General features: G+C 39.4%; 16 protein-coding genes. 7 read left to right on the top strand and 9 right to left on the bottom strand.

The annotated features are described in order from the left end of the window. Window positions 1–41: 41 nt before the first annotated feature. The 8 genes from M0R21_05005 to M0R21_04970 all read right to left on the bottom strand — a co-directional run bounded on the left by M0R21_05005 (window position 42) and on the right by M0R21_04970 (window position 7842). Window positions 42–773 carry a hypothetical protein gene (locus M0R21_05005; GenBank protein MCK9617175.1) on the bottom strand — a complete coding sequence of 244 codons (732 nt, stop codon included), beginning with the start codon at window positions 771–773 and terminating at the stop codon, window positions 42–44. A gap of 284 nt (window positions 774–1057) precedes the next feature. Further along, complete coding sequence (locus M0R21_05000) at window positions 1058–2497, bottom strand: N-6 DNA methylase (GenBank protein MCK9617174.1); 1440 nt, start codon at window positions 2495–2497, stop codon at window positions 1058–1060. Window positions 2498–2601: 104 nt separating this feature from the next. Then, on the bottom strand, window positions 2602–3552 hold the full coding sequence (locus tag M0R21_04995) for an AccI family restriction endonuclease (GenBank protein ID MCK9617173.1): 951 nt from the start codon (window positions 3550–3552) through the stop codon (window positions 2602–2604). A 671-nt stretch (window positions 3553–4223) separates the two neighbouring features. After that, window positions 4224–4907, bottom strand: coding sequence for a hypothetical protein (locus tag M0R21_04990; GenBank protein ID MCK9617172.1), 684 nt, complete (start codon window positions 4905–4907; stop codon window positions 4224–4226). 32 nt (window positions 4908–4939) lie between these two features. Then, window positions 4940–5149 (bottom strand): DUF6356 family protein, encoded by a 210-nt coding sequence (locus M0R21_04985; GenBank protein MCK9617171.1) that lies wholly within the window; start codon window positions 5147–5149, stop codon window positions 4940–4942. Between the two features lie 9 nt (window positions 5150–5158). Then, window positions 5159–6322, bottom strand: a complete 1164-nt coding sequence (locus tag M0R21_04980; protein MCK9617170.1) for a cysteine desulfurase — start codon at window positions 6320–6322, stop codon at window positions 5159–5161. A 3-nt stretch (window positions 6323–6325) separates the two neighbouring features. Beyond that, window positions 6326–7027, bottom strand: a complete 702-nt coding sequence (locus M0R21_04975; protein ID MCK9617169.1) for a hypothetical protein — start codon at window positions 7025–7027, stop codon at window positions 6326–6328. 8 nt (window positions 7028–7035) lie between these two features. Further along, a complete protein-coding gene (locus M0R21_04970) occupies window positions 7036–7842 on the bottom strand; it encodes an ATP-binding cassette domain-containing protein (GenBank protein ID MCK9617168.1) in 807 nt (268 codons plus the stop codon). A 193-nt stretch (window positions 7843–8035) separates the two neighbouring features. Here M0R21_04970 and M0R21_04965 point away from each other — a divergent pair, with 193 nt between their 5' ends. Continuing rightward, window positions 8036–8737, top strand: coding sequence for a Crp/Fnr family transcriptional regulator (locus tag M0R21_04965; GenBank protein ID MCK9617167.1), 702 nt, complete (start codon window positions 8036–8038; stop codon window positions 8735–8737). 20 nt (window positions 8738–8757) lie between these two features. Here M0R21_04965 and M0R21_04960 read toward each other — a convergent pair whose 3' ends face one another. Then, a complete protein-coding gene (locus tag M0R21_04960) occupies window positions 8758–9678 on the bottom strand; it encodes a YitT family protein (GenBank protein MCK9617166.1) in 921 nt (306 codons plus the stop codon). A 168-nt stretch (window positions 9679–9846) separates the two neighbouring features. Here M0R21_04960 and M0R21_04955 point away from each other — a divergent pair, with 168 nt between their 5' ends. The 6 genes from M0R21_04955 to M0R21_04930 all read left to right on the top strand — a co-directional run. After that, entirely contained in the window at window positions 9847–10800 is a 954-nt protein-coding gene (locus M0R21_04955; GenBank protein ID MCK9617165.1) for a type IX secretion system membrane protein PorP/SprF, read from the top strand. Between the two features lie 99 nt (window positions 10801–10899). Continuing rightward, window positions 10900–12252, top strand: coding sequence for an SUMF1/EgtB/PvdO family nonheme iron enzyme (locus tag M0R21_04950; GenBank protein MCK9617164.1), 1353 nt, complete (start codon window positions 10900–10902; stop codon window positions 12250–12252). A gap of 47 nt (window positions 12253–12299) precedes the next feature. Continuing rightward, window positions 12300–13328 (top strand): gliding motility protein GldL, encoded by a 1029-nt coding sequence (gene gldL / locus M0R21_04945; protein ID MCK9617163.1) that lies wholly within the window; start codon window positions 12300–12302, stop codon window positions 13326–13328. Window positions 13329–13384: 56 nt separating this feature from the next. Next, entirely contained in the window at window positions 13385–14950 is a 1566-nt protein-coding gene (gene gldM / locus M0R21_04940; protein ID MCK9617162.1) for a gliding motility protein GldM, read from the top strand. A gap of 29 nt (window positions 14951–14979) precedes the next feature. Continuing rightward, window positions 14980–15840: a gliding motility protein GldN gene (gene gldN / locus M0R21_04935; GenBank protein ID MCK9617161.1), complete on the top strand. Its 861-nt coding sequence runs from the start codon at window positions 14980–14982 to the stop codon at window positions 15838–15840. Window positions 15841–15933: 93 nt separating this feature from the next. Next, window positions 15934–17583, top strand: a 1650-nt coding sequence (locus tag M0R21_04930) for an ATP-dependent DNA helicase RecG (GenBank protein ID MCK9617160.1), incomplete at its 3' end; no start/stop codon positions are given.

Raw genomic sequence — 17583 nt, 5'->3', positions numbered from 1 at the left:
AGGTAGAAAAGGGGATTGCAAGGTTTTGCCCTGTAAGAAATTCATTTTCTATAAAACACCCGTTCGTCCCGTAGCGTCAGATGTTCTTTCCTATGGCAATTAGGGCAAAGGACAATAAAATCCTTTATGTTTACGGGTTTATAATCCGACTCGAAATCTATTACTGCCGTATCGTGGATTTCGAGAAAGTAAGGTACATGAACAGAATAACCACAATGTTCACATCTGCGTTTTTCATTTGGCAGTTTACTATTCTGGTAATAATTTACACTCTGCTCGCGGAGTATATGAATATAAAAACGCCAGTATTTGTTGGAGAAAAAACCAGGTCCACAGGTTGGACAAAAATCATACGGAAACCGGTATTCGAGATAATCCAATTCCCAACTCAGCCACGAAGCCCAATAGAGTTTATATGGCTTAAAGGGTTTTTGAAAATCCGGTTTATTCCATGAAGGGAAATGTCGTAGTATCGTGATGTCAATAATAGGAGCTCTACTTGACATCATTGGCAAAATCTGCAACTGGAAATAATTTCTTTTGATTAGTTCTGTTGACTTTTCAGCTTCGATTTGTGAAGATTTGTGAATGATACTATCAACGATTTTTGCAAAACTGAAAACTCCTTCTCCCTCTTCATTTTTGAGGTAGATAGCCACATCGCCAAATCTGCGTATCCATTTTCGGTTTTTTTTCAAAGGAATGTAAACATCCTTATTACGGATATTGGGTATAAGAAACAGATTCTCTTCCATACGATAGATGTAGCTCATTTTTCAGTTTTTTATAAGATTCAATACGTTTTTTTAATTCTTCAAAACACAGGTAGTTTCATCCGGCTGATTTATTCAAAATATTCTCTAATTTTTTAAAATTTGAAGAACATTTTCAAAATCCAGGATTATTTGTTCATTTAACACACCAAATGTAGTAATTTACCTTAATGCATCGGCTCGAATCCGGCACTTTTGCATTCCGATAGCCATTGGGATTTGTTTTTGTGTGGTCAGCCATTGTGCTTGATGAAGATGGGTGAGTTTATGTTAAGAGAAACTATTCATGAAATAATCTTGTATTTTTCTTCTTTTTCTCTGAATAAATCGAGCTGAGCATCTGTTTTTTTGTAGGGTCGTTTCAATTCAAATTGTTCAACAATGTGCTCAGGTATTGGTAATTTATTTAGCTTGCCAGGTTCAACTTTTAATGCACCTGAGCCATAACTTTTGCCAACCAGTTTCAGATTTTCTAAAGTGTCGGGATGATTTAGTGCTTCCCAAAGATTTCTTATATATTTTTTGTCAGTATAAATTGGATACACACAAAGAAAACAAGTTAAAGGAATTACACCAGCTTCATTCAATATGAAACGAGTATTTCGTCTTCCGAGATAGGCAAAAAGCAGAGGGGAAATTTCTCTTTTTTCCATTTTATACCAGGGCTTTCGTTGCTTAATCAATGATAAGTTTGGAAGCCCCATTTCTTCTCCAACTTTCAAATAGTTTAAAACCGATTTTGGAAAATTATTATGGATATTATTAATAGAAAAAAGGAAAGTTGGTCGCTGTTTTTCTTCTAAAATATTAAGATCATTTTCGGTCAAAATATTTGAAGTAGCATCTTTTGTTCTTCCAACTGCTCTCTTAATAAATTCATCAGGTATTCCGAGTTCGATAACTTGTTTTGCTGTTAAAAAGAAAAATTCATTTGAACCGGTTGCGATGCCTCTCATAACATTGGCAAAATCATGTAAGTGATATTTAAAACCATTATGATTTTGTTCGGGTCGAGTTAGCCCGGTATCAATTGCTTCTTTTAATTTTCGGTTTGTGATTTCGAGACTATCGAAAGTAAGTTTTGTGAATTTTGAAGAAACAAATTCCAATAAATCTGTCGAATATGCCAGATTTGATTTTACCCAAAATATGTTTTCATTAGGTTTTGAATTTTTAATTAAAAAAACAATTGCATTTGTATCTACATTTGGAAAGGGAGTAGCCTTTTGTTCAAATGTTATTACTGCTTCTAAACAATAATTTTCAGAAATCCATTTCCATAATTTTGAAGCAAAAGTTCCTTCACAAGTGTCGGCGGGCATTATAAAAGCCAATCTTCCATCTTCTTCCAAATGATTCAAGGCTTGAATAAAAAAATAAATATGATAGCCCGCACGTCCATCTATTGTAAAACCCGTTATTGAGGCCGAAAGTTTTTTTAATGTAGTTTTTGTTTTTTCATCAATTCGATGATGTCTAATGTAAGGTGGGTTTGCAACAATAGCCTTAAATTTTCTTTGTGGAGGATTTTTAATAAAATCTCTTTTTTCTACTAAACAGTTTTTATTGTTATAAATTTCATCATTTAAAACTTCATGGTCAATATCGGTGCCAAAAAATGTAATTTCTTTTTTATTGAGTTTAATAAGGGCTTCAAGAAAAGCTCCTCTGCCGGTTGCAGGGTCGAAAACCAAATCGGTTTTTTCAGAAACAAAAGAAACCATTGCTTCGGCAACCCAGCCTGGTGTCCAGAATTGTCCTTTGTTACGAAGAACTTCTCTTTTGTTCCAATCAGTTGGTAATTTTTGATGTAATTTTGTTTTGCCCATTAAATTTTGTTTAAAACATTGATTGTTTCATTATCTATCTCCAACGACCCTCCCTCAAACTTAACGTAAGGCAAGATATGCCCATTTTTATCTTCAATGAAAGCAGGAATCAGTTTAGGTCTTTCAGATGCAATTCCTAGTGGATAGGCATAATGATAGTAGTATTTGTATATCGCTTTTTTAGTTGTGGCGCCACCGGGAGCTTGAAAAACTTGTTCGGTAGGAAGTATTAATCCTTCGTTAACCAGTCTTTGTGCTTCATCAAAAGAAAGTCCATAAGCTCTATCAAAGAAAACGTGCCAAACGTGAATCGGGACTTCGTTTTCTTCTTGCCATTTACTTAAAGGCACCCGGTCTTCTTCTTTAATAATAACAGTAGGAAGAACAGCAGTTTTTGATAGCCCATGTTTTCCACCAAGTCGTTTTTGAGCTTTTAATGGGGTTTTATAATCTGGCATTTTTTCTGCAACCCAAAGTGAATTTTCACATTCAACTGCGATGATTGCTTTTGAAATTAAGCCTTGTAGTTTGTCTTCAGAAATAAAAGGCAATTCTCCTTCACCGCCTATATCATTAAGAAATTTATCAACGAAAGTTTTGTCAGAGATTTTGAAAATTAATAAGTCAGGACGTTTAATATTTCCCAAACCTGCTGCTTCTAATCTTTCAAAGTAAAGTTCAAATGCTCTGACATCATTGTCTGGAGCTGTTCCACTCGGACCATAAGCTATCGCATAAAATTGGTTTGTCTTGTTTATTGCCTCAACCAAACGGTTTTCACTCCAAACACCTTGAGACCATCGCATCAAAAAATCGCTGCCTCTTAATTTTCTCGGATTTAGAAGAAAATCAGCCCAACTGATTTCAGTAATTCCTCTTAATTCTAATTCGATATCAACTGTTGAAACTGATAATATTCTTTCAAATGGATGCATGATTTTTGTTTTCAAAGTTAGTATTATTTTATGGCTGATCTTGAATTATTTTTCAGTAGTTTTAAACAGAGTGGGACTGTAAATGAATGCTCTTCTGTATGCGAAGTGTTAATAATAGCATTGGTTTAAAAAATGCATCTAAATGCGAAGTGGATTTTCATTGTTTCTTTATGTACCAAAAATTACTTGGTCAATCTGTGGTCTGTTTTGCCTTTTCACAATGAATGTCAATTCAATTATATCCTCTTTTTCCAAATTATTTCGTTCTAATCTGTTGTTTTTTTGTCCACAAATATAGTAATATTTAAAAAAACAAATTATCTGAAAGTTTTTTTGGAATTAGTTAAGTGAATTACTATCGTACTGGTAGAAGGAAAATTCATGCCGGTAGATTTCCAACAATTCGTAATTTTTTTTGTCATTTTGATAAAATAATTAAACCGCAAAGGATCGCTGAGTTTTTAGCAAAGAGGCGCAAAAAATTCGTAATTGAATCTCGTTTTAAACTCTACCAGTTCCGATTTTATCGTACTCTGGCAGGTTTAGCCCCGTAATTCGTAATTTTTAATTCGTAATTTTTTAAAAGTTATTTGTGAAATCATATTTGCTCAAATAAGGTTTTGAAAGAAGAAAAAAATAACAACGACAATTTAATGCTGGCTATTAAAGGTTCTGGTAAATTATCTTTACCCGATAAATAATCCTTCTATCCTTACTTTGTAGCCATCAGGCATACGTGTAACGGCATTTACCAATCCGCTATGGCGCCATTGCAGCATACATCGGCGGGGCAAAAACCAGTAACGACGACCAAGTTTTATCTCTTCCTTAGCTTCGCGAATCAGTCCTTCATATCCTTCGGCAACGTAATAGCCTATGTCAATAAATCCTTCGGTACGCGGTTTCAGCGGTCCGGTAACGCACCAGTTGATGATGCCGTTGCGTGCATCGGCAGAAGTAACAATGCCGCAATGGGTAATGGGGCATCCGCACGACATCCCCATGGGACGGCCTATCATTACATCGCCTTTTTTTACGCCAAGTTCTTTTATCAACTGCGGGTTGTAAGGCAAAATGGTTTCGCGTGGACCGGGTTCGCCATCGAAACAATCGAGGATGAAATCAAAATCACGTTTCAGGTTATCTTTCCAACCCATTTTTTCGCCCAAACCTGGCTGAAAGTTGACAGCACAATGCGAATTCTTCATTCCAAAACCATTTTTGGCTTGGATATGAATGCACTTTTTTATTTCGTCGGGCTGTACTTTTAATAAATTGGAAAATTCTTCGCAGGATTTATAGCCGCAGGCGCCACAATCCAGCCCCGGCAGTTGGGTATTGATGATCGTTTGGTTTTCTTTAAATGTCATGATTTTGTAATTTTTAAAATTGAAAATTTTGGTTATTTTATTCTGTTTTTAAGCAAATCGTAAAGTTTAAAAATCCTTTTGCTGGTACTGTGTGTAAAAAAGAAAGGGAAAAAGGCATGGACTACCGAGGCTACGGCACAAACGAAAGTAACACGTGCAAGCATCAGCGCAAAACACATATGCTGCCGGTAAGTCATGCCTACATCTTTCGGATATTTTGTAAAAGGATTGTTTGTTTGCATGATTTTTCATCAGCTAAAAATGGGATGCAACCGGAATAAAGCATTTTTCATTGTTTCAAGAAAAAAGTCCACATCTTCTTCGGTGGTAAAACGTCCGATGCTTAAACGGATAGCGCCGCGGGCTTCAAAAGGATCGCGTCCGATGGCTTGCAACACATGGGAGGCATTGTAACTTTTGTCGTTATTGGAACAGGCAGAACCTGTGGAAACGGCAATTCCTTCTTCGTCCAGGAGCAGCATCAGTCGTATGGTTTCGCCTTCCAGCCCATGGAAACTGAAATTGATGTTACCGGGAAGCCGTTGCATCGGGTCTCCGTTCAGGTAAGCATCTTCCTGAAATTCCTGCAGGGCATAAATAATTTTATCACGGAGACGAAGCTGCCGTTTGCGTTCTTCTTCCATTTCTGCAAAACATAATTCAGCGGCTTTGGCAAAGCCTACAATGCCGGGCAGGTTCTCGGTGGTGGAACGCAGTCCGTATTCCTGCCCGCCTCCATGCAACAAAGGAGTAACTACGGTTCCTTTTCTCACATATAATGCACCCACGCCTTTCGGGCCATAAATTTTGTGGGAATTCAGCGTAAGCAAATCAATGTGTAGTGCGTTTACATTCAAAGGAATTTTACCAAACGACTGGCAGGCATCGGAATGAAAATACACATGGCGTTGGTAACAAATTTTCCCGATGGCTTCCAGCGGCTGAATGGTTCCTATCTCGTTATTGGCGTGCATCACCGACACGAGGATGGTGCGGGGATTGATCATGCGTTGCAACATCTCCGGATTCACCAATCCGTCGCTTTCCACAGGCAGGTAGCTTACCACAAAACCTGTATCTTCGAGCCATTTTGCTGTATTCAACACACAATCATGCTCGATGGCAGAAACAATGATGTGGTTTCCACGGTAACGGTTGGCAAAAGCAATGCCTTTCAGGGCAAAATTGTTGGCTTCGGTTCCGCCCGAAGTAAAAATGATTTCTTCCGGTTCGGCACCAACAAAACCGGCAATGGTGCGACGGCAATTTCCCAGAGTAGTTTTGGCATTTGCACCCAAGGCATGCAGACTGGAAGCATTGCCATATTCCTGGGTAAAATAGGGGAGCATGGCTTCCACTACCCTTTGGTCGGTGGGAGTAGTGGCGGCATAGTCCAGATAGATTCTTTTTTTCATGATTTATTCACCTACATAAAACAGATCTTGTTCCAGAGTACGCAACACACCAAAGTGGTTGGCAGCGCCAATTTCTTTTTTGCCTACGCAAATGGTACAGGTTCCTACCGGCGGGTTGCCACGCAGAAACATCGGGAACTCAACATCGGCAATGTTTACAATTTTTCTTACGATAGGATCAATGCCAATGCCATATAAAGCATTGCTTTCTACTATGGTTACTTCTTTTGCCGATTCGAGTACGCGGTAACGGAATACTTCCCTTTCTGCCTGCGACACCAGATCAATTTTGGTTATCACGCAAATGTCGGCAAGGGTAAGCATAGGACCTACTTTTCTTGGAAGATTCATTCCGCTGGTGGCTTCAATCACCACGATGCCAAGAGAATTTTCCACATAAGGAGAACAACGCAGGCATAATCCGGCGGTTTCCACAAAGAGATATTCGGCACCTTGCTTTTCTGCCCATTCCACGGCTTCATCGAGCACCACTACGTTGCAATGGTCGGGACAGAGTTCGCCGGAATAAATTTTACGGGTTGGAATACCAAACTCATTCTTCAGCATTTCGTCCTCGTCGGCATACAAAACATCAATTTTTACATAAGCGGGTTTCAGGTTACGGCTTATCATCCGTTTTATCACTTGTTTTATCACGGTGGTCTTTCCGCAGGTAGGAGGACCGGCTAATACGATTAATTTCATGTTGTTTTTCAGTTTTTGTAATTCATAAATTCTTCCATGGTTTCGCTGAATATTTTTTCGGTAATCTCGTTTCCCGAACGGATAACTTTCCGGAATTCAAGGATGGCTTCATCCATTTTCTTCAGCTTATGCGAAGTCAGGCGTTCTTCTTCCCCGGTAACGATGATTTTTTGCATGGCTCCGTTTTTCATCACAATACGGAAATCCGAAAGCAAGGCAATGTTGGAATCGTGGGTAACGAAAACGAAGATTTTCTTGTAGTTTTTCAAGAGTTCGAGGGCTTTGCCGCGATGGATGCCTGCATTTTCTATTTCATCCAGCAGGATGATTGGTGAATTGCCAATGATAACGGCATCGGCAATCAGTAGCGAACGGGTTTGTCCGCCCGAAAGTTCGGTCATTGCCGTTTCGCGGATGACGGCTTCACCGGTAAGCTTGTTGGCAAATTCAAGCGTTTCGTTTACCAGATTTTCTACATCGTCGGCACCTCTCACTCTTGCATGAATCTGCAAAAACTCCCCTACCGGCAGGTCTGAAAGGAAGTTGGTATGTTGCGAAATCAATGCAATGGGATGTTTGGCAGGATCGAAGCTGAAATCGTCGGGAACGGGCTCATCGTTAAGCAATATTTTTCTTCCCGATGGAGTGTTTTTATTGGCAAATAGTTCAATGTCGTTGATAAGTGTTGTTTTACCGCAACCGGTAGGGCCTACTATGCTTATAATATCGCCCATGTTCAGTTCCACCTTTTCTACCTGTTCCTTCTGGCCATTTTTGCCACATCCTCCTATGATAGTGATTCTTTTTATTTCCACATTATTTATATTTGCTTGTTTATACTTTTATTTTTTTAATTACATTTGCAAACCAAGAAGCTTACAAAAGTCCCAAGAAACTGAAGCCATTCGCCGGGAAAACACGGGTATGTTTTCAGAAAAAATTCTTGGACATTGTATTATTTAATCTTTCTTTTTGAAGGTATTTTTATTGAAAATTTAATATTTCTCTATGAGCAGTACTGCCGGTGATGATTTGATTCAATGTGAAAGTTGCTTTTTCAAGATGGTATGCTGCGAATCTTTAAGCCCCACAGAATTCCAGTTATTGAGGCAAAATGCTACCAAGCTGAAGTTTCAGAAGGGGGAAACCATTGTAAAACAAGGTGCACGATCCACCCACATTGCATATTTATCTAAAGGTATCGTAAAACATACTTACCTGGATGAAAATGACCGCACTCTTATTTTGGCTATCAACAGTGCTCCGAATCTTATCGGTGGTGCCAACATGTTTTACGATGGGACTAATGTTTTTTCCATTTACGCCCTTGATGAATGCCATGCCTGCCTCATCGAGATGGATGCCGTGAAACATACTATATTAATGAATAGTCAGTATGCACTCAAACTTTTTTCTGTAGCTACGGATATGTTCCGTGATGCTATTTTCAACTTTATCAGCCTTGCCCATAAGCATGTGAACGGCAGGATAGCCGATATTTTTATTTACCTTTCGAAAAATATTTACAAGTCGAATAAATTTACCCTTTCGCTTACGCGAAAAGAATTATCAGAATTTGCCGGCGTTTCGCAGGAAAATGTGATTACCACCCTTTCCAAATTTAAAAATGAGGGGATCCTGTTGGTTGAAGGCAAAAATATCGAAATTCTCGACTTTGAAAAACTTTTACAGATAAGCAAAACAGGATAAGACCAGAAAAATTTCTTTGCTTATCCTTTTAATTTTTCATCAAGACTTTTAAACCCTTCACCAAGGATTTCGTTTGCTTCGAGTACGGTTACAAAAGCATGCGGGTCAACATTGTGGATGTATTCTTCCAGTATAGCTTGCTCAGTGCGGTTTACCACGGTAAAGATGATGGTTTTATCGCTGCCGTTGTACATTCCTTTTCCAGGGATGAAAGTACCGCCACGGTTAAGGTCGTTAATTACCTTTTCCCGGATTTCTTCATATTTATCGGAGATGATAAATAAGGTTTTGTCGTAATTTACTCCCTGTAGCACCACATCTATTACTTTTCCGGTAACGAAAATCACTATCCAGGAATACAGAGGGATTTTCCAGTCACCAAACACGGCAAAACCAATCAAAACAATGGTGGAGTCCACATAAATCATTAATTGCCCCAATGGGAGTTTGGTATATTTGGCGATAATCATAGCAACAATATCGCTGCCACCGGAAGTAGCCTTGGCTTTGAAAATCAAACCAAGCCCAAAACCAATTACCACTCCGCCAAAAATACACGACAGTAAAATATCATCCGTAAGGTTGACCGAACCATGCAGGATGGTGGCAGGGTTTTCGCCTACCATTGCGGTAAGCAAATCCATAAACACAGAGGCAAACACCATGCCAACCACTGTTTTAATCCCGAAACGCGGGCCAAGTAGTTTTATCCCAATGAGTGTAAGTGGAATATTCATTGCCAAACCAAAGGTACCAATAGGAATTTGCGGAACCAGATAATGCACCACTATGCCTATACCATACACCCCGCCAGGAACGATATGATAGGGGTTGATAAAAAATACAAAACCTGCAGCCAGAATAAACGAGCCGATTACAATCAGGCTGTAAGAAAGAAACCACTTTTTTGAGAAAATCTTTTCAGATGATAACATTGCCATACTTTTGATAATTTGATAAATAGCTTTACAATAAAAAAAGTCTGCAAAATTAAGTCCTTTTTACAATAAAAAGCAGTAAACCAAGTTTAAAAAATGTTTGCTCTGTATTTGTTCAAATAAAAATTTAGTCGTTATTTTATGCCCCCGTTTTAGATGGATAATTACCGGATGAAATACCTAAGGATAATAGCAGTCGTAAGTGCATTGGTAATGCTATGTGTGCAAGCAAAAGCCCAGCAGGAATACCAGGTAAGCCATAACATGTTCAATCATGCCGTGGTAAATCCAGGGAGTCTGGGTAGTAGCGATGCTGTATGCATTACCGGGTTAATCCGGCAGCAATGGGTAGGATTTAAGGACAAGGAGGGTAATAACGTAGCCCCCGAAACTTTTATTTTTTCGGCGGATGCTCCAATTAATCTCTTGCATGGCGGCATAGGATTTGCCATTTATCAGGATAAGCTGGGGTTTGAAAAAAATATTGATCTGAAGATAGGCTATGCCTATCGTACGGTTGCAGGTGCAGGAGACTTAGGTATAGGATTAAACATCAGTATGCTAAATCAGTCACGTGATTTCTCAAAATACATTCCGCCCGACGGCAAAACAGGCGATCCTGTGCTGGGAGAAAAGGGAAAAGAAAGCGAAATGATTTTGGACGGAGGTTTAGGTATTTATTACCAGGTACCCAACGGGTTTTATGCAGGGTTGTCAGCATCACAGTTGCTGGGTACCGAAGGAAAAACCACGGCTTACAAGGGTGTAAGGCATTATTATCTAACGGGAGGCTATCCAATGACAATACCCGGGCACCCTGCCTACGAAGTTATTCCTTCGGTATTTGTTAAAACCGACGGAACTACTGCCCAATACGATATTAATGCCATGCTAAAATATAATAATAAAGTATGGGGAGGTTTAACTTATCGTGTACAGGATGCAGTAGTAATTTTTTTAGGATTAACGATAAAAGACCTGCAGATAGGCTATTCGTACGACCTTACCACCTCGAAAATTTTAGGAGCCGGTACTTCGGGAAGTCATGAAATTATGTTGCGATATTGCTTCGGATTGGAAATAGAAAAACATCCGAGAAGTTATAAAAATACAAGATACTTGTAAAATTAAACTATTTATTTACTTTTGCGTCGGAAAAAAAATTATCAAAAAATAATAAATATACTGAAAATACGTTAGTTGAATACAAAATCATAAAATAACATGAAAAAACTGCTCCTTTATTTCACCATGCTTGTCATTTTAGGAAGCTGTGGTAACTCCGGAAACGGAGAACTTACCGGGGTTACAAAGCGTTCAAAATTTTACCAACCCGATCCTTACGGAATGGCATACATACCCATGGGAAGTTTTACGATGGGTGTAAGTGATGAAGATGTTCCCTTTGCCCAGATCAGTGAACCCAAAACCGTTTCCACTCCTGCTTTTTTTATGGATGAAACAGAAATTACCAATAATGAATACCGTGAGTTCGTATTCTGGGTTCGCGATTCCATAGCCCGCCGCCTTGTCGGTGAAGCTGTACCCGAACGCTACCTGATTACCGAAGACAAAAAAGGGAACCAATACGACCCTCCTTTTCTTAACATGAAAAATGATATTAAATGGGATGGTGAGCAGGAAAAAGAAGCCCTCGAAGCCATGTTCCTCCCCGAACACGAAAGATATTTTCGCCGTAAGGAAATTGATACACGTAAATTATATTACGAATATTACTGGGTTGACCTGAAAGCTGCCGCAAGCAAGGATTATACCCAGGGCGATCCCAAAGATGCAGGTTTGGCAAACCGTCCGCAAGGGATGAAAGACCGTTCCGTTTACGTTCGTAAAGAAGTGATAAATATTTTCCCCGATACTCTTTGCTGGATACACGACTATGCTTACACTTTCAATGACCCTATGACAGAACGTTATTTTTGGCATCCGGCTTACGACAATTACCCGGTAGTGGGTGTAAACTGGAAACAGGCACGTGCTTTCTGCATCTGGCGTACACAAAAAATGTCTAATTATCTGCACGGGAAAAAACAAGCCATTGTTAGCGAATTTCGTCTGCCCAGCGAAGCAGAATGGGAATGGGCAGCCCGCGGTGGAAATACTTTAAGCCCCTATCCCTGGGGTGGACCTTACACCCGTAATGCCAAAGGATGTTTCCTTGCCAACTTTAAACCTATGCGTGGCGACTATGCCTGCGACGGAGGTTTGTACACCGTTATCGTAGCCCATTATCCTCCCAACGACTGGGGACTCTTTGATATGGCAGGCAACGTGGCAGAATGGACCAATTCTGCTTTTGATGAAGCTACCTATAACTTTGCCTGGGATTTGAACCAAAACTATGTATATAATGCCAAAGATACCGACCCCCCTTCCATGAAACGTAAAGTGGTACGTGGCGGTTCGTGGAAAGACATTTCCTATTACCTTCAGGTTTCTACCCGTGCTTACGAATATCAGGATACTGCCAAGTGTTATATCGGTTTCCGTTGCGTTCAGAACTATCTGGGACGCCAGAAAGATGATAGTCCCGCCAGAGCATCAAGAATTTATAATTAACCTTTCGCAATTAACCAATTTACAATAATTTTAAAAATAATTTCATTATGAGTTTATTCACATTAACCAGATCAAAAGGATACAGAAATTTCATGGCTAGGTTGTATGGCTGGGGAGCTTCAGTTGTAATTTTGGGTGCTCTATTTAAAATTAATCACTATTACGGTGCCAATATGATGCTTATTATCGGTTTAGGTACCGAGGCTATCATATTCTTCTTTTCAGCTTTTGAACCCCCTCATGTTGAACCTGACTGGAGTCTTGTTTATCCCGAACTTGCCGGAATTTATCATGGCGGCAAAGTAGGCGAGGTAATTAAAGGTAAAAAACCCCTTACCCAGGAATTGGACGATATGCTGGGTAAAGCCAAAATAGGTCCCGAACTTATTGAGAGCCTTGGTAAAGGTTTGCGCTCACTGAGTGACACCACTGCAAAACTTAACGATGTTTCCGGCGCTTCCATGGCTACCGATGAATATATTAAGAATATGAAAGGTGCTTCGCAATCCGTGGGCAAATTATCGGAATCCTACCTTAAAACTTCACAAAAACTGGAAGCCGACATCAACGTTTCTGATGAATATTTCAACAATATGAAAAAGGCAGCTTCTTCCATTGGCACCCTTTCCACCGCTTATGCCCAAGCTTCTGAAGCCCTGAAAGTGGATTTAAATGCCACCAACGCCTTTGCAGGAAGTGTAAAAACAGCAACAGAAACAGTCAATGCTTTTGCCCAGAAATATGCACAAACTACTGAAATACTGACAAAATCTGCTCAGCAACTCGATTTTTCAAAAGTAGAAACTACTCAGCTAAACCAACATATCAAGAAAATTTCTGATAACCTTGCAGCCCTTAATACTGTTTACGAACTGCAACTCCAGGGTTCGAACCAGCAGGCAGAAGCTACGGCTAAATTGCAGGTAACGATTAAAAATTTCCTTTCCAATCTCGAAGCCAGTAATGAAAAAACCGGCTTATACAAAGACGAAGTGGACAATCTTACTAAGCGGGTTGCCGCACTCAACAACGTGTATGGCAATATGCTGGCAGCTATGAATGTTAATGTTAAATAGTCATCTGCACAATACCAATCAATACATTACTCAAATTTTAATTAGAAAAAATAATTATGGCTTCATATAAGGAAACACCAAGGCAAAAAATGATTGCGATGATGTACCTGGTGTTAACTGCTTTGTTGGCATTGAACGTCTCCGTTGAAATTCTGGAAGCATTTCTTGTGGTAAACGAAAGTATGGAAACCACTAATAAGAGCTTCTCCCAAAAAATTGACGGAACGTATTCTAAATTCCAACAACAATTTGCAATTAATCAAAACAAGGTACGTCCTTACTGGGAAAAAGCCCAGAAAGCACAAAAACTTACCCAAGAACTTATCAAATATATTGAAGGAATAAAATATGAAGTAATTTCTGTTTCAGAAGGAATTACTATTGATGAAGCTAAAAAAATCCCTTTACGCGAAATTCAAACCAAAGATAAATATGACCAATCTACCCGGTATTTTATCGGAGAATCACAAAATGGCTCCAACGGGAAAGCCCGTGAACTGAAAGACAAGATTATTCAGTACAAAACAAATGTATTAAATCTGATTGACCCGGCAAACCGTTCTAATATCACAATTGGAATTAATACCGATGGTCCTTTTTATGATGCGAGCGGTGACAAGCAACCATGGGAAATGCATCACTTTTACCATACCATTCTTGCAGCCGATGTAACAATTTTAAACAAACTGGTCAACGACATCCAAAATATTGAGTTTGATGTTGTAAATCACCTTTATGCATCTATATCTGCTGAAGATTTTACCTTTGATGCCATTACTGCAAAAGTAATTGCAAAAAGTAACTACGTTTTCTTGGGTGATAAATATGAAGCAGAAATCCTGGTAGCCGCTTATGATACCAAACAAAATCCCGAAGTTGTTATCGGAGGCGGAAGAATTTCAGGCGAAAATGGTATTGTAAACTACACAGCCGCTGCAACAAGCGAAGGAGTGAAAAAATACAACGGAGTAATTAAAGTTACCTCCCCATCCGGAATTACAAACAGCTATCCTTTCGAAAACGAATACATCGTGGCACGTCCTTCATTAACAGTATCTGCTATAAAAATGAATGTATTTTATATGGGCGTTGATAATCCTGTTTCCATTTCCGTACCGGGTGTAGCAGATAATAACCTATCTGCAACCATCAGCACAGGAACACTACGCCGTGATGCTTCGGGCAAAAATTGGGTAGTAAGAGTTAGTCAACAAGGAAAGGCAATCATCAGTGTAGCAATGAAAAGCGACAAAACCACTCGTAGCATGGGTAGTGCCGAATTCAGGGTAAAACGATTACCACCACCCAACGCCTTTATTGCCAATGTTGACGGAGGTCCCGTTGCCAAAAATGCACTTCTGGCTGCCGGAGCTCTTATCCCACGTATGCCCGAAGACTTTGAATTCGACCTGAACTTTGTTATCAATTCGTTTACTTTTATTTCTATCCGCGGAGGAGACGTCTTCCCCCTTCAGGGTAAGGGCAATCTTCTTACAGAAGAAATGAAAAATTTTATCAGAAATTCAAAACGAGGTGATAAAATTTGGCTTGAAAATATAATGGCAAAAGGACCCGACGGAAGTACCCGTCGCTTGGGTACCATTAGCCTTGAAATAAAATAATTATTGAAATCATTAATTGGAGGTTATATATGAAAAATTTCACCGGTTTCTTATTGTTGCTCATAGGTTTGGCAACAATTCATCTGAATGGTTTTGCGCAACAAATTCAGGATACTCCTCCGCGTGACGGCGTTTATGATAAAATAAATACCATTGAGAAAAAACCTGTATCGTATGCTTACGTACGCGAAGCAGATATTTTTTGGCAGAAACGCCTTTGGCAAGTCATTGATTTTCGCGAAAAAATGAATCAGCCGTTATACTACCCTGAATCTCAGCATAGTGGTTGGCGTAGTTTTATGACAGTCATCATGGATGCCCTGAAAGAAGGTACCCTTACTGCCTACGACGCCACATCCTCAACCGATGAGATGATAGTACCTCTTACCTATCAGGAAATCATTGGGCGATTGGAACGTGCAGATACACAACAAATGCAACGCCCAAACCCCCCTTACGATTTCTATGATACCATAATTACCAATACTTTCAATGCATCGGATGTTAAAAAAATCCGTATCAAGGAAGACTGGTTCTTCGATAAGCAACGCTCAATGATGGATGTAAGAATAATAGGCATCTGCCCGGTTAAAGCCAGTTTCGACGAAAAAGGCAATTATCGTGGAGATGAACCTATGTTTTGGATATATTTCCCCGAAGCAAGAAATATTCTTGCCAAAGCCGAAGTTTTTAACCGCAACAATGGCTCTAACCGCCTTACCTTTGACGACCTGTTCTGGAAACGCATGTTTTCAAGCTATGTGTATAAGGAAGACAATGTTTACGACCGTAAAATAACGCAGTATGCACAAGGTTTGGATGCTTTGCTCGAAGCACAACGGATAAAAGATGACATGTTTAACTACGAACACGACTTGTGGGAATACTAAAATTGATACTTAAGCAAAAAAAGCCGTCTCAAAACCTTGGGACGGCTTTTTTATTGATATTGCTTCTTATCTTTGCGTTATTATTAAAGGAAAATGCAAAATACTTTTCTTGAGTCTCCTGTAGAATATTGCAAAGGAGTTGGTCCTAAAAAAGCAGATTTATTAAAAAAAGAACTTCAGATATTTACTGTTGAAGATTTTTTATCGTATTATCCTTATAAATATATAGATAGAAGTAAAATTACCAAAATCAGCGAAATACAGAATGACCTTGCCTATATCCAATTAAAAGGACGAATAAGCAATATCCAATTTACCGGCAAAGACCGGAGTAGAAGAATGACCGCCCTGCTTACCGATAACAGCGGGACTATTGAACTGATTTGGTTCCAGGGATTCAAATGGCTTTCCGACCGCTTTAACCCTAACATTGATTACATTATTTTTGGCAAACCCACTCTTTTTAATGGTATTTACAACATACCCCATCCCGAAATAGATACAGCCAATCCCGAAAATACCGTTCCTTATGAGGGTTTGTACCCTTTTTACAATACTACCGAAAAACTTAAAAAATGGGGCATAAACAGCAGAACCCTGGCAAAAATAATGCAAACGTTGCTTCCGGCAGCCAAGGAACAGATTCCGGAAACCCTTACCGAAGAAATTATCAGTAACTTAAAGTTGATAAGCAGGGAACAAGCTCTTGTAAATATCCACTTTCCCGCAAATCCTTTGTTGCTGAAAAAGGCTGAAACCCGACTGAAATTTGAAGAACTTTTCTTTTTACAGTTAGGAATGCTGAACGTAAAAAATTTACGGGAGAAGAAAATCAAAGGACAGATTTTTGTTAAAGTAGGAGAATTTTTTAACAGTTTTTACCAGTACCATCTTCCCTTTCAACTTACAGCGGCACAAAAAAGAGTTGTAAAAGAGATTAGAAAAGATTTAGGCTCGGGAAAGCAGATGAACCGTTTGCTGCAAGGCGACGTTGGGAGCGGAAAAACCCTGGTGGCTTTGATGTGTATGCTCATTGCTGCAGATAACGGATTTCAAAGTTGCATGATGGCTCCGACCGAAATTTTAGCCACCCAGCATTTTGCTACTTTACAACGGTTTCTTAACGGTATGTCCATTAACATTGCACTTTTAACGGGTAGTACCAAATCTGCCCTGCGGAAGGCTTTACATCAACAACTCGAAAACAATACCATTCACATCCTTATAGGCACGCATGCCCTTATCGAAGAAAATGTACAATTTAGCAACTTGGGATTGGTAATTATTGACGAACAACACCGTTTTGGGGTAGAGCAACGTTCGCGACTCTGGGAGAAAACAAGTATTCCGCCTCATGTTTTGGTAATGACCGCCACACCCATTCCGCGCACCCTGGCAATGACGGTGTATGGCGATCTTGATACTTCTGTAATTGACGAACTCCCTCCGGGAAGAAAATCCGTTAAAACCATACATGCATTTGAAAATAAAAGAATACAGGTGTATAAATTTTTGTATGAAAAAATCAAAGAGGGACGGCAGGCGTATGTTGTATACCCTCTGATATTTGAATCGGAAACCCTCGATATAAAACATCTCGAAGAAGGGTATGCCCAATTGTGCGAAATATTTCCTGATTGCAGTATCAGCATGTTACATGGTCAGATGAAAACTGCTGATAAAGAAGTCGAAATGCAAAAATTTATAAAAGCTGAAACCCAGATATTAGTAGCTACCACTGTT

It is taken from the genome of Lentimicrobiaceae bacterium (genome assembly GCA_023227965.1).
Classification (GTDB): Bacteria; Bacteroidota; Bacteroidia; order Bacteroidales; family JALOCA01; genus JALOCA01.
The sequence above is the reverse complement of the archived record's forward strand: the minus strand, read 5'-3'. Positions and strand labels throughout refer to the sequence as shown.